This window comes from Bradyrhizobium lablabi (assembly GCF_900141755.1).
In the GTDB taxonomy this organism is placed as follows: domain Bacteria; phylum Pseudomonadota; class Alphaproteobacteria; order Rhizobiales; family Xanthobacteraceae; genus Bradyrhizobium; species Bradyrhizobium lablabi_A.
In genome coordinates this window covers 2,167,068-2,179,842 of the sequence record NZ_LT670844.1, presented here as the reverse complement: position 1 = coordinate 2,179,842, position 12,775 = coordinate 2,167,068, and the positions used below count along the sequence as shown (strand labels likewise).

At 61.0% G+C, this 12,775-nt stretch carries 11 protein-coding genes; 8 read left to right on the top strand and 3 right to left on the bottom strand.

Features of this window, described 5'->3' with window-relative positions:
- The first annotated feature begins 212 nt into the window (after positions 1–212).
- The 3 genes from B5526_RS10150 to B5526_RS10140 all read left to right on the top strand — a co-directional run bounded on the left by B5526_RS10150 (position 213) and on the right by B5526_RS10140 (position 4,746).
- Positions 213–545 carry a hypothetical protein gene (locus B5526_RS10150; RefSeq protein WP_079538075.1) on the top strand — a complete coding sequence of 111 codons (333 nt, stop codon included), beginning with the start codon at positions 213–215 and terminating at the stop codon, positions 543–545.
- Between the two features lie 564 nt (positions 546–1,109).
- A complete protein-coding gene (gene poxB, locus B5526_RS10145; protein ID WP_079538074.1) occupies positions 1,110–2,846 on the top strand; it encodes a ubiquinone-dependent pyruvate dehydrogenase in 1,737 nt (578 codons plus the stop codon).
- Positions 2,847–3,036: 190 nt separating this feature from the next.
- The gene (locus tag B5526_RS10140; RefSeq protein ID WP_079538073.1) at positions 3,037–4,746 is read left to right on the top strand and encodes a methyl-accepting chemotaxis protein; all 1,710 of its coding nucleotides are present in this window, start codon (positions 3,037–3,039) and stop codon (positions 4,744–4,746) included.
- Positions 4,747–4,921: 175 nt separating this feature from the next.
- Here B5526_RS10140 and B5526_RS10135 read toward each other — a convergent pair whose 3' ends face one another.
- Positions 4,922–5,395, bottom strand: a complete 474-nt coding sequence (locus tag B5526_RS10135) for a hypothetical protein (RefSeq protein WP_079538072.1) — start codon at positions 5,393–5,395, stop codon at positions 4,922–4,924.
- Positions 5,396–5,700: 305 nt separating this feature from the next.
- On the opposite strand from B5526_RS10135, the gene B5526_RS10130 reads away from it, so the two are divergent.
- Positions 5,701–5,916, top strand: a complete 216-nt coding sequence (locus B5526_RS10130; protein WP_079544861.1) for a hypothetical protein — start codon at positions 5,701–5,703, stop codon at positions 5,914–5,916.
- 53 nt (positions 5,917–5,969) lie between these two features.
- On the opposite strand, the gene B5526_RS10125 is transcribed toward B5526_RS10130, so the two are convergent.
- Positions 5,970–6,299, bottom strand: a complete 330-nt coding sequence (locus B5526_RS10125; RefSeq protein ID WP_244562255.1) for a putative quinol monooxygenase — start codon at positions 6,297–6,299, stop codon at positions 5,970–5,972.
- Positions 6,300–6,547: 248 nt separating this feature from the next.
- Here B5526_RS10125 and B5526_RS10120 point away from each other — a divergent pair, with 248 nt between their 5' ends.
- The 4 genes from B5526_RS10120 to B5526_RS39730 all read left to right on the top strand — a co-directional run bounded on the left by B5526_RS10120 (position 6,548) and on the right by B5526_RS39730 (position 11,819).
- The gene (locus B5526_RS10120) at positions 6,548–7,984 is read left to right on the top strand and encodes an MFS transporter (RefSeq protein WP_079538070.1); all 1,437 of its coding nucleotides are present in this window, start codon (positions 6,548–6,550) and stop codon (positions 7,982–7,984) included.
- Positions 7,985–8,031: 47 nt separating this feature from the next.
- Positions 8,032–9,657 (top strand): FAD-dependent monooxygenase, encoded by a 1,626-nt coding sequence (locus tag B5526_RS10115; protein ID WP_079538069.1) that lies wholly within the window; start codon positions 8,032–8,034, stop codon positions 9,655–9,657.
- Between the two features lie 238 nt (positions 9,658–9,895).
- Entirely contained in the window at positions 9,896–11,536 is a 1,641-nt protein-coding gene (locus B5526_RS10110; protein WP_079538068.1) for a long-chain fatty acid--CoA ligase, read from the top strand.
- A gap of 145 nt (positions 11,537–11,681) precedes the next feature.
- A complete protein-coding gene (locus tag B5526_RS39730; protein ID WP_154071690.1) occupies positions 11,682–11,819 on the top strand; it encodes a hypothetical protein in 138 nt (45 codons plus the stop codon).
- Between the two features lie 212 nt (positions 11,820–12,031).
- Here the strand turns inward: B5526_RS39730 and B5526_RS10105 are convergent, their stop codons facing one another.
- A complete protein-coding gene (locus tag B5526_RS10105; RefSeq protein ID WP_079538067.1) occupies positions 12,032–12,337 on the bottom strand; it encodes a YciI family protein in 306 nt (101 codons plus the stop codon).
- Positions 12,338–12,775: the final 438 nt, after the last annotated feature.

Here is a 12,775-nt window from a genome sequence, read left to right as displayed (position 1 = left end):
CAGCCGCCGCGATCAGCCGTCACGCTGCGGCCTGATTCGTAGTGATGCTGTGGAGATTACACATTGACCGAACCTCTGTGCCGCGGCCGTTCCGGGCATCTCTTGGTGGCGGCATTGCTCGAGCTCGCAAGGGCCACGGTAATAGCCCGATGGGTGGACTTACGAGTCAGCGAATTTTTGGTGATCGGGTGAGGGGCGCGCGGATTTGGCGCATGAAAAAACGAGTCTTATTTGCGGCGCTGGTCTTTGCCGCTCCGGCCTGCCTGGTCTCAGCGCAGGATGCCAAGGTTTCCGTCGACATGATCGGAATAGGGCGCATGAGTTGCGCTCACTGGCGGTCTACGCAAGAGCATCAATTAGAGGGAACTGTCTGGATCTACGGTTTCTGGACGGGACTCAATTACGTTGCCGCAGCAAGTGATCAGACACAGGCGAAAATTGACGTGGCGGCGATAGTGGCCGAAGTCGAAAAGACATGCGCTCAGCAAACGTCGCAGACATTAGCCAGCGCCGTATGGACCACTTACCTCGGGTCTAAGAGGTAGCATGCCCCGAGGCTTAATCCTGCTGACCATGATGGCGGCTCCGATTACGTCGGCGGGGGCTTCGCGCTCTTAGGCGTCCGCTCATTCCTTGGTCCCGAGCTGCTCGCTGGCGGGGCCCCCCGCCGTCGGGAATATGCCCTCATATATCGCGCGGGCCTCGTGAATAAGACGGGCCCGTTCGAGGTCACGCTTCGGGATAAATTGAACAACTTCGCCCATTTGTTCTCCAAGGCGGGAAATTCGGGGAAATATTTGCCAATGACCGCCAGCGCCAGCACAGTTGGTTTCAGATCTTCCGCATTGGAAGAGCTACGCCCATCACAAGAAGTTTTTTCTGGACGGCTCGGCCCCTGTGACAAACCCACCTCCTTGGGTGGGGCGGGACGGAACATATTTTTTACTTGGTCGGCTGCTCGACCGACAGTTGCCGATGCGACGGTCCCGCGTCGAAACATGTCAGCTCCGCGGCAAGCTCCTTCCACGTCGAACACCCTGGAGCCGACAGGCCGCTTCCGGTAAGATTGGGAGAAGCCCACCCTCGCCACATCAGGATGGACAGCTGCCATGGCAATCGAGAATGTCGCTGATCTCATCGCGGAGACGCTAATTCAAGCAGGCGTGAAACGAATCTTCGGCGTGGTCGGTGACAGCCTCAATGCCGTGACCGAGGCGCTGCGCCAGCGAAATGCGATTGACTGGATTCATGTTCGTCATGAGGAAGTCGCAGCCTTCGCGGCCGCGGGTGAATCGCAAATCACCGGCGGTCTCGCCGTCTGCGCCGGTTCATGCGGTCCGGGCAATCTTCATCTCATCAATGGCCTGTTCGACGCTCACCGCAGTCGCACGCCCGTGCTGGCGATCGCTGCGCAAATTCCCTCCGCCGAGATCGGGGGCGGCTATTTTCAGGAGACCCATCCGCAGGAATTGTTTCGGGAATGCAGTCACTATTGCGAGCTGATTTCCGACACCGCGCAGCTTCCTTACGTCTTGGAAAACGCAATCCGCTCCGCGGTCGGGCGTCGCGGCGTGGCGGTCGTGGTGCTGCCGGGCGACGTGGCGCTGCGGCCGGCGCCAAAGCGCGGCATTTCACCCAACGCCGGGCTTTTGCCGGTGCCGCCGGTCGTTCGGCCTGCCGAAACCGAATTGACGGCGTTGGCCGAACTCCTCAACGGCGCCAAACGCGTCACCTTGTTCTGCGGGCGCGGTTGCGCCGGCGTCCATGACAGCCTGATGCGACTTGCCGAAACGCTCAAGAGCCCGATCGTGCATGCGCTCGGCGGTAAAGAGCACGTCGAGTTCAATAACCCCTACGATGTCGGCATGACCGGGTTTATCGGCTTCTCTTCCGGCTATGCGGCCATGCATGCATGCGACGTGCTGCTGATGCTGGGGACCGATTTTCCCTACAAGCAGTTTCTCCCCTCCGACGCCAAAATCGCGCAAGTCGATATCCGGCCCGAGAATCTGGGCCGTCGCTGCAAGCTCGATCTCGGCATTGTCGGCGACGTCGGCGCCACGATCGCGGCGCTGCTTCCGGAGCTTAAGGCGAAGAGCGACAGCAAGCATCTCGACGCCAGCGTGGCCCACTACAAAAAGGCCCGGGCGGGACTCGACGAACTCGCCCGCGGCACCCCGGGGAACAAGCCGATCCACCCGCAATACCTCGCCCGCCTGCTCAGCGAGCAGGCCTCGGACGATGCCGTCTTCACCGCCGATGTCGGCACGCCGACGATCTGGGCGGCACGCTATCTTGCCATGAACGGACGGCGGCGCCTGGTCGGATCATGGGTCCATGGCTCAATGGCGAACGCGATGGCCCACGCGATCGGCGTTCAGGCCTCACAGCCCGCCCGCCAGGTGGTGTCGATGTCGGGCGATGGCGGATTTGCGATGTTGATGGGGGATCTGGTCACGCTGACGCAGATGAAGCTGCCGGTGAAGGTGGTGATTTTCAACAATGGCGTGCTCGGCTTTGTCGCGCTGGAGATGAAGGCGTCCGGCTTCATCGAAACCGGGACCGATCTGCAAAATCCCGATTTTGCGGCCATGGCCCGCGCCATGGGCATCCATGCGATTCGGGTCGAGGATCCCGGCGAGCTTCCGGCCGCGATCCGCGATGTGTTGTCCCATGACGGCCCCGCCGTGCTCGACGTGGTGACCGCGAAACAGGAGCTCTCGATGCCGCCCACCATCACCGCCGAGCAGGTCAAGGGCTTTAGCCTGTGGGTGCTTCGCGCTGTCATGAGCGGCAAAGGCGACGAGGTGTTGGATTTGGCCAAGACCAACCTGTTGTCGCGCTGATAAACCCCATCCTTAACGAAGGATTAACGCGAAGCGCCGCGGCGTTTCGCGGGCCGCGTTGCGGCCTCAAGGCCGCAAGCAGCGTAACTAAGTCCTTAATATTTTTCTTCTAAGTTGACGCCTGTGGAAATCATGATTTTGTCGCGCGCCGCTTCCAGGCCGGCCCGCCATAGCAGAATGGGCAATTGGAATGCCAAAAATAAGCACTTTGTTCTCGAATCGCTCGATCGGCGCCAAGCTCTCCGCCATGACCATCGTCGGCGCGATCTGCATGGCGCTGGTGGCCTCCACGATCTTGCTGGTTGCCCGCAGCCAACTCATTACCGAGCGTACCGAGAAGGCGCACGCGATCGTCGACGCCGTATGGCAGTTGGCCGACGGCTTCCAGCATGCCGCAGCCTCGGGCCAGATGACGGAGGAGGAAGCGAAGAAGCGCTTCTTCGAGGCCGCAGGTAACGTCTGGTATGAAAATCACACCAATTACGTCTATATCTACGATTACGAGACCGGAATCTGCGTCTCCAATACCGGCGTTCCGACCTTGCTCGGCAAGGATATGCGCGGCGTCAAGGACGCCTATGGTCTTCCCTTTGCGTCGATGCTGATGGATCTCGCGCGCAAAGGAGAGGGCAGCCTCCGCTATTCGTTCCTGCGCAGCAGCACCGATCCGACCCCGCTCGACAAGGTGGCGTTCACCCGCGGCTTCGCGCCCTGGCACCTGATGATCGGAAGCGCGCAATATATTTCCGACGTCGATGCATCGTTCTGGTCGATGGTCCGGACCGCCTCGGTTGTGATTGCCGTGCTGATGCTGTTGTCGATCGCGGTCGCCTGGGCGATTACCCGCAGCGTGGTCAAGCCGCTGTCGGGCCTGAAAGACCGCATGGCCTCGCTCAGCGCCGGCGAGTTAGAGGCGCCCGTCGCCAATGCCGAGCGCACCGACGAAATCGGTCAAATGGCCCGCACGGTGCAGATCTTCCGCGACGCCATGATCGAAACCAACCGTATGCGCGAGGATCAGGCGGCGGGCGAAAAGCGGCAGGCCGAGCAGCGCAGGATCGACATGAACCGCCTCGCCGACCAGTTTGAGAGCGAAGTCGGTCAAATCGTCACGCTGGTCTCCAGTGCTGCCGGCCAGCTCGAGGCGTCGTCCTCGACCTTGACCAAGACGGCGGATACCGTCGAGCAGGTCAGCCAGCGCGCATCGAACGCCTCGGGAGAGGCTTCCGCGAACGTTCATTCGGTCGCAGCAGCAAGCGAGGAGCTGGCGTCCTCGATCGGCGAGATCAGCCGTCAGGTCGACGCTTCCGCCACCATTGCCGGCGAAGCTGTCGAACAGGCCAAGAAGACCGACGCTCGCATCAGCCAGTTGTCGCAGGCTGCCGGCCGCATCGGCGATGTCGTCGATCTGATCCAGACCATTGCCGGGCAGACCAATTTGCTGGCGCTGAACGCGACCATCGAAGCCGCGCGCGCCGGCGAAGCCGGCAGGGGATTTGCGGTTGTCGCGGCCGAAGTGAAGACGCTCGCCGAGCAGACCGCGAAAGCCACCGACGAAATCAGCCAGCAGATCGCCGACATCCAGTCGGCGACCAAGGATTCCGTCACCGCGATCAAGGAGATCGGCGCGACGATCGCAAGGATATCGGAAATTTCGGCGACGATTGCCTCCGCCGTGGAAGAGCAGGGCGCCGCCACCCAGGAAATCTCCCGGAACGTGCAGCGCGCCGCGGAAGGAACCTCGCAGGTCGAGGCCAGCATTGCGGACGTCCAGCGCGGCGCCTCCGAAACCGGAGGGGCTTCCTCCCAGGTGCTCTCAGCCGCGCAATCGCTGTCGACCGAGAGCAATCGGCTGAAGCACGAGGTCGCGAAGTTCATGGATTCCGTTCGCGCGGCGTGAGGGGCCACGCGACAACGCACGCACTAACCTCATCCTGAGGAGCTTGCGCAGCAAGCGTCTCGAAGGATGGACGCAGCGCATGGACTCGCGGCCATCCTTCGAGACGCGCGCGAGAGCGCGCTCCTCAGGATGAGGCCGGAGGTTGTTTGTCCGGACGACAGTTGCCGTCGCCGATTCAACTATCCTTCTGCACCCCGAATAACTCCCCGAGCCATTTGTAGTAGGCCGGCTGCTTCTCACGTAGATTTTCCCTGGTGCGCGGCGGCCGGTCGACATTGCCCCAGAGATAGAGGCTGCCCGTCACCGCGAAAAACTCCTGCACGTTCTTCAGGACGTGGGCGTCGGCCGGATAGAGCCCGCCATCCCTGGCATTGTTGTAGAACATCACGAGGTCGGGGTTCTGCAACGCGCCCGGCAAAACCCGGAAGTGATAGGCGTGCAGCAATTCATGCAGCAGCACCGGCTTCTCCGGCGCCTGCACGGCGGCGTCGATGGTGACGCCCTTGCTGTCTTTCGAAAAGTGCCCGCCGCCGTCGCCCTGACCGGGCTTTATGACAACCTCCTGGCTTTTGAAAAAGCTGAGGATGGTGGGACTGACGCCGCAATCGGCGACAATGTCGATCTGGTGTCTCAGCGACGCCTCGATCACCGCAGGGTTCGGGACATCCTGAGCGGCGGAGGTATCGACCGTAAAACTACGGTAGACAAATTTTCCGATTTCGTAGTCGCCTTGCGCAAAGGCCGGCCATCGAGCCGCGACAGCAGCACGGCAGCGGCCGTCAAAAGCAAGACTTGACGTCGGTGCGGTGACATCACAACCCGTTCTCCGGCGACAAAAGCGACCCGAAAGGTAGGATTTTACGCGTGAACCTATCAGGGCGTGGCGCCTACCAATGCTGGCATGAACTCTGCATGCGTCGAACTGACCGGGTATCCTCATTAACGAAGGTTATCATGCTTGTTACTCTCGTCGCTGTTCTCTGCAATGGCCAGCTTTGCATGGAAAAAGTCGTCACCAACAGTGATCAGTCGGGCATCACCATGACCGCCTGTCAGGTTAACGCGCAAATCGGTATTGCCGACTGGCTCGCCAATAGTCCGTATCATGAGTGGAAATTACAAAGTTATAAGTGCGTCATGGGTAAATACATTCCCAAAAACGAAGCCTGAAATGCGCGCCAGCCCCTCTTGTGAGGGGTTGGCTTTTTGGCCGGGTGACGTCTTCACTTCGCCTTCGCGCCGAGCATGATCGGCGTCACCTGGACAAGCTTGAGCGACTTGACCATGTTCTCGGTGGTGGCCTTGTATTTTTTGAAATGCGCGGATTCCAGATGCGCCTTGTATGCATCGATATCCCGGTAGATTTCAAAAACCCTGACGTGGGCCGGGTTATCTTTTTCAGAAACGGCGTATAGCACCAGAACTCCCGGCTCGACCCGAATAGCCGTCTCGATGTGCTCCTTGACCGCGGCCTTGTAGCTTTCCAGCTGGGCGGGATCGATTTCGATTTCTGCCAGTTGCACATATTGCCCCTGCGTCTCGTCGGCAATCATCTGGGCCGCTCCTCCGAGTTTGAGATCTGTGGCAAGATAAAGCATCGGCCCGTCTGGCGCGACTGTGTGTGGCGATAGCGATTGCCGGCCTTGCATGATCGGAGCAGTCACCGCGCGTGCAGTGCAGCGGGCAACTCGGCCGATCCCGATTGTGTTTTCAATTTCAGCTGCTAGTTTTATCGAGGATCGTCTCGGCACTCTAAAATCGCCGCGCATGACGGCGAGCAGTCGGGCCTCCGGGGAGAGAGATGGCCGAGGTTTCGCTCGACGCGCAAGGCGCCGTTGCCGGCAATTTTCCAGACAAAATCCGCAGCACGGCCCAGCGAGATGCGCAGGACTGGCTGAGCGCGATCGAGAAGCCTAATCTCGCGCCACGCTATTATCTGACCATCGGGCTGCTCGTCCTGCAGGAGATGTTCGAATATTACGACTTCTTCCTGGTCGGCTATCTCGTCTCGGTGCTCGCGCCAAGCTGGCATCTCACTTACGGCCAGGGCGCGGTGATGCTGTTGTCGTCGGGCGTCGGCGCCATCTTCGGCTCACTGGTCGGCGGCCCCATCGCCGATACGATCGGGCGCAAGAAGATGATCTGGGGCGGCGGCTTGATCTTTTCGCTCGGCGCCGCCGGATGTGCACTGATACCGGACGGCGCCTGGATACTGTTTTCAATCCTGCGTTTCGTCGTGGGTTTTGGATCGATTGCCGCGGTGAGCGCCCAGAATCCAATGGTCGTCGAGATTACGCCGACCCGATACCGTACGTTCGTTTCCAGCATGATGGTCGTCCCCGTCGCGCTCGGCACGATGTTCGCCGCCATGATTTCGGCGAGCCTCTTACCGGTGATCGGTTGGCGCGGCGTTGCCGCCACCGGCGCGATGCCGATCGTCACGTCCCTGCTGATCGCGTGGATCGCGCCGGAATCGGTGCGCTGGCTGCTGTCGCGCGGCCGCAATGCCGACGCGCGGCGCGAGGCCGCAAAGCTGCTTGGCGTTCCCGAGCAAGCCGTCGCGTTGCCGACCGCGATCGCGCCGGCCAGCAAGCCGGCGTCGTTGTCGGAGTTGTACCAGGACCAGAAGCGATTCTGGTGGGTCGTCGTCATCTGGATCGGGATATCGACCGGCACCTATGGCGTGGCGCTGTGGGGACCCACTGTTCTGTCCCAGCTTCTCAAGATCACGGCGCACGAGGCCGCGCAGTATTTCGTCTACGCGAGCATCGCCTCAATTCTCGGCCGCGTATTATTTTCGTTTCTGCCGCTCTATATCGGGCGCCGCCGCTCAGCACTGGTCGGAACGTTCATGTCCGTCCTTGTCATGCTCGCGATTTTCGCGTTCTATCGCGAGTTCATCGCCGGCTGGTCGGTGTTTGCGCTGCTGGTGGTTTTTGGTGCGGCCTTTTACAGCGGCTCTTTTTCCAACATCACGCCGTATGTCGTCGAGGTGTTTCCGGTCTCGCTTGGTGCCCGGGCGTTCGGATTGGCGCAGGCTTCCAACGGGGTCGGTAAAATCCTGGGACCGGTTTGTCTGGCGCTGATCGCAGGAAGTAACGACGTGGTTTCGCCGAAAGCGACTGCCGATGCCGTCGCACCTGCCTTCCTGTTCCTGGCCGCCTGCGAACTTGCAGCGTTCATCGCAATCTTCGCCTATCGCAAGGAAACCCACGGCAAGCCCATGGATATTGGATAAATGGAGCTTGGATAAATCAGGCACGCGGATCGAAACAAGGAGAAGAGATGCTCGACATCCCCGTTCTTATTTCCGGCGGCGGTCCGGTGGGTCTCACCGCCTCATTGCTGCTCTCCCGCCACGGTGTGCGCTCGCTGCTCGTCGAACGTCACCCGAGCACGGCGCTCACGCCAAAGGCACGCGGGATCAATGCCCGCACCATGGAAGTCTTCCGGCAATGCGGCATCGATACCGCGATCAGGGACGCAGGCCTGGCGGAAGGGCGGCTGGGACTGATCGTCTGGGCCGAATCCCTTGCCGGTAACGAGATCGAGCGTCGCGTGCCCGGTCGCGCCACGGCGAAGAACATGGCGGCGACGCCGGTCAGGAATTGTCTCTGCGCCCAGGATGACCTCGAGCCGGTCATTCGTCGATTTGCCGAGCAAGCCGGGGGGCCGGGAGCGCTGCGCTTCAATACCGAGTTGACCTCGTTCAGCCAACGGCCCGGTGCCGTCACGGGCAAATTGACCGATCGCACGACAGGCGAGGAGACGCCTTTCACCGCGCGCTATTTGATTGCCGCCGAGGGCGCGCAAAGCCGCGTGCGTCGCGCGCTGGACGTGAAGATGACCGGCGAGGAGAAGGTCTACGACAGCGTCAATATTCTGTTCCACGCCGATCTCACCCAATGGGTCGAACATCGGCCTGCGGCGCTGTATTTTGTCGAGCAGGAAGATCTGCGCGCCACATTCCTCACCATCAACGGCCGGGATCGCTGGGGTTTTTTGATTCACAGCCCCAAGAAATTCGGCTGGCAGCCGCAGGATTTTACCCCGGAGTTTTGTGCGGCGCTGATCCGCAAAGGCGCCGGCGTACCGGACCTTGCCGTATCGGTGCTGGCCGTCAGTCCGTGGGAAGCATCCGCCATCGTTGCCGACAATTATCGCGTCGGCGACGTTTTCCTGGCCGGAGACGCGGCCCATGAGATGCCGCCGACCGGCGGCTTCGGCCTCAACACCGGGGTGCAGGACGTTCACAATCTGGCTTGGAAGATCGCCGCCGTGATCAGCGGAAAAGCCGACGGCTCGCTGCTCGACAGCTACCACGCCGAGCGCCAGCCGTTCGGCCGGATTATCACCGAGAATTCGCTGGCCAACGCCCTGTCGATGGGGCGCAACGCGCGGCAAAGCAAGGTCCTGCCGCGGCGCGAATTCCTGAACGAGCAGGGGCTCATCTTCGGGGCCTGCTATCAATCGACGGCGGTCGTGCCGGACGGAACGCCACCGGTTGTCGTCGACGACCCCGTCACCGACTATGTGCCCTCCGCGCGGCCCGGTAGCCGCGCGCCCCATGTCTGGCTCACGCGTAGCAATGAGCAAATCTCGACCATCGACCTGTTCGGGCCGCACTTCGTGCTGCTGGCCGGCACCGACGGCGAGGCATGGCGACGGGCTGCGCAAGCGATCGGCCCGTCATGGCCTCCGCTCCTTGCCTTTACAGTCGGAAAGGACGGAGATCTCGGCGACCCCGACGGCAACTGGCACCACGCGTACGGCGTCGACACGGATGGCGCGGTACTGGTCCGACCGGACGGCCATGTCGCGTGGCGTAGCCGTTCAGGCGCTTCTAGTCCGCTGGACGTTTTGCGCACGGCGCTGGATCACCTGTTCGGCAGGATGCCCGCAATGGCGTGAGGAGCGTTTTTCGTCGGATGATTTTACGAGCAGCGCGTGCGAAGCGGACCTCACCAATGCCTGACGTGATGAGATACGGAGTTTCGCGGCCTGCCATCGCGCGCTGACCCTCAACCATTGACGCTTGAGCCCAGTGGTATTCCTTGCTGACTCCTTTAGGCTGGACTTGTACCGGTTCCGTAGGGCGTAATGATGCCGATAATGCCGAGCGTCAAGCGCGACGAGAACGGGGGGACTCATGCTTGGACTAATGCAAAACCGGCCGCTGCTGATCTCGAACCTGGTCGATTATGTCGCGACCTGGCACGCGGAAACCGAGATCGTCTCGCGCGATCCGGCAGGTCTCATGCACCGGTCCAATTACGGGCAGGTCGCGGCGCGTGCCAAGCGCCTCGCGGGCGCGCTCACGGCGCTCGGCGTCCGCCAAAGCGATCGCGTCGCGACGCTCGCCTGGAATTCGTGGCGGCATCTCGAACTCTATTACGGGGTCACCTGCTCCGGCCGCGTGCTGCATACGGTCAATCCGCGCCTGTTCGCCGAACAACTCGTCTACATCATCAACCATGCCGAAAACGGCTACATCTTCTTCGATCCCGGTTTCACGCCGCTCGTCGAGCAACTCGCGCCGCACTTGCCGCTGGTGCGCGGCTGGATCGCGCTGTGCGATGAAAAGGACATGCCTTCCGTCAACGTCGACAATCTCCTGTGCTACGAGACGCTGCTGGCGCAGGCCTCGCCCGATTACGCATGGCCGCAGCTCGACGAGAACACCGCCTGCACGCTCTGCTACACCTCCGGCACGACAGGCAATCCCAAGGGCGTTCTCTACAGCCATCGCTCGACCATATTGCATGCCTTTGCCGCCTGCGCGGCCGACGGCTTCGCGCTCTCGGCCAAGGATTCGATCCTGGTGATCGTGCCGCTGTTCCACGCCAACGCGTGGAGCCTGCCGTTTTCGGCGGCGATGTGCGGCGCCAAGCTCGTGCTGCCCGGACCGCGGCTCGATCCGGAAAGCATCTACATGCTGCTCGAGCAGGAAGGCTGCACCAAGGCTGGCGGCATTCCGACGATCTGGCTCAACTTCCTCGCCTATATCGAGAACAATCGCGCAAAACTCGATTTCTCGAAGCTGAAATTGAAGCTCGTCTTCAGCGGCGGCACCGCTGCGCCGCGCGCCACTGTCGAGAAATTCCGTGACCTGCTCGGCGTCTTCCTGCTGCACGCCTGGGGCATGACGGAAACGAGCCCGCTGGTCACGCTCGGCTCGCCGCTCGGCAAGCACGACGGCGCGACGGAAGCCGAGATCGTCGACATGCAGGTCAAGCAGGGACGTCAGGTCTCCGGCGTCGAACTGCGCCTCGTCGGCGAGGATGGTGAGGCGCTGCCGCACGACGGCAAGTCGGTCGGCCAGCTCAAGGTGCGGGGCAACTGGGTGATCTCAGGTTATTTCAAGGACGAGGGCGGCAAGGTCGTCGACGATGACGGCTGGTTCGGCACCGGCGACGTCGCGACCATCAGTCCCGACGGCTACGTGCAATTGACCGACCGGCTGAAGGACGTCATCAAGTCCGGCGGCGAATGGATCTCCTCGATCGAGATCGAGAATCTCGCCGTCTCGCATCCCGACGTGTTCGAGGCAGCCGTCATCGCGATCCCGCATCCGCAGTGGCAGGAGCGGCCGCTGCTGCTGGTGCAGGCCAAGCCCGGCACCAATCCAACGAAGGAATCGATCCTGGAATTCCTGTCGACGCGCATCGCCAAATTCTGGATGCCGGATGATGTGATCTTCGTGGAATCGCTGCCGCATACCGCAACCGGCAAGCTGCTCAAAATCGAGCTTCGCGCCAAATATGGCGGTCAGATCGCTGTTGCCGGATGAAGCTCCCCGGGTCGCGGGCAGATCGTGATTGACCGCAACGCTCGGGTTGCGCTTTGATGCAGACTTTCCCCAGCAAATAATAGGTTCGTTCAATGCGAAGACTTTCTTTCGTCGTGAGTGAAACCACGCCGCCTGTGTCTTTCGACTGACATGGGTGGTCGTTCGCGAAGACAACGACTGGAAAATTGCCAGCCACCACGTGTCGCCCAAGACCGCTCCGAAGCAATCGCCGCCGTTTGGCTCGTGCAAGCGCGAAAGGTATCTGTCCCGAGGGTGCGCGTGATCGCATTCGCACAAGCCGGCTTAGAGCGCGTGCTCATAAATCGAGCTTGATTGGTGTGGCTGATCGATGTCCGCTATGCCCCGATAGCGCCCAAATTCCGTAGCGCAACGAAATGACGCGATGTGCCAATAGGCGACATCGACCGTGCAGTGAATTCACTGCCGGCTCACCGATGACGCGCATGTAGGGAACTTCAGCGGCGCTCGGCTTGCTCAGCTCGCTCCCTTCATCTGAAGTTGTTTCATCGGAAGAATTTCATACCTCGCACCAACATCATCCAGAATTATCGGGTCGGCGGCTGTCAGACGCTCAACCTCCGTTTGGTCCCTTGCAGAAAAGATCGACAGCCCCCACCCACCTTTGGGATCATCTACAGGGCCGTGACACACGATCGAACCAACTTCTGTCAGGCTCTGAAGGTAGTCGCCGTGAGCCTTCATTATGTTTTTTTCGCTGTCGGTCATCGTTTGTACGAAGTCCGAGCGCGGCAAGATCGTTTTGCACAAGAAGTAGGTCATTTGTTGCCTCTCTAGAGTTGAGTTTCAACAGAACGCGTCAGCGGCTTGCGCGGTAGAACATTGCTGCCAATAAAGGGCTCGCCGTCTGGTATCGATAGAACCAATCATCGGGCACGAGAGATGAGGTAAGGCACGTTGGCGATAAGGCGCCTGCAGTGGCCATCGCTCCGACGAACTTAGCTGTTGAATCGCCTGCAATGGCCACCGCTTCGACGAAATTGGATGTTGAATCGCCTGTTCAACCGCCACCGCCGTACTGACGCTCCACACCTTTCAAAGTGGGGTGGGGAAAGGTGGGGAAATCGCACCCCGTAAATTACATGGCGACAACGAGACAATGACCGTGGAAAAATTAAGTGCTGAATCATCTGGCAACGCGCCCTTGTCTGCAGCGGAACGCAGCCGCCTCCATCGGGCGCGCAAGCGCACTAATGCAAA

Coding starts and splice junctions, on each gene's coding strand:
- B5526_RS10105 (WP_079538067.1), bottom strand. CDS start 12,337: ATGACCTACTTCTTGTGCAAAACGATCTTGCCGCGCTCGGACTTCGTA.
- B5526_RS10110 (WP_079538068.1), top strand. CDS start 9,896: ATGCTTGGACTAATGCAAAACCGGCCGCTGCTGATCTCGAACCTGGTC.
- B5526_RS10125 (WP_244562255.1), bottom strand. CDS start 6,299: ATGATTGCCGACGAGACGCAGGGGCAATATGTGCAACTGGCAGAAATC.
- B5526_RS10115 (WP_079538069.1), top strand. CDS start 8,032: ATGCTCGACATCCCCGTTCTTATTTCCGGCGGCGGTCCGGTGGGTCTC.
- B5526_RS10130 (WP_079544861.1), top strand. CDS start 5,701: ATGCTTGTTACTCTCGTCGCTGTTCTCTGCAATGGCCAGCTTTGCATG.
- B5526_RS10120 (WP_079538070.1), top strand. CDS start 6,548: ATGGCCGAGGTTTCGCTCGACGCGCAAGGCGCCGTTGCCGGCAATTTT.
- B5526_RS10140 (WP_079538073.1), top strand. CDS start 3,037: ATGCCAAAAATAAGCACTTTGTTCTCGAATCGCTCGATCGGCGCCAAG.
- B5526_RS10150 (WP_079538075.1), top strand. CDS start 213: ATGAAAAAACGAGTCTTATTTGCGGCGCTGGTCTTTGCCGCTCCGGCC.
- poxB (WP_079538074.1), top strand. CDS start 1,110: ATGGCAATCGAGAATGTCGCTGATCTCATCGCGGAGACGCTAATTCAA.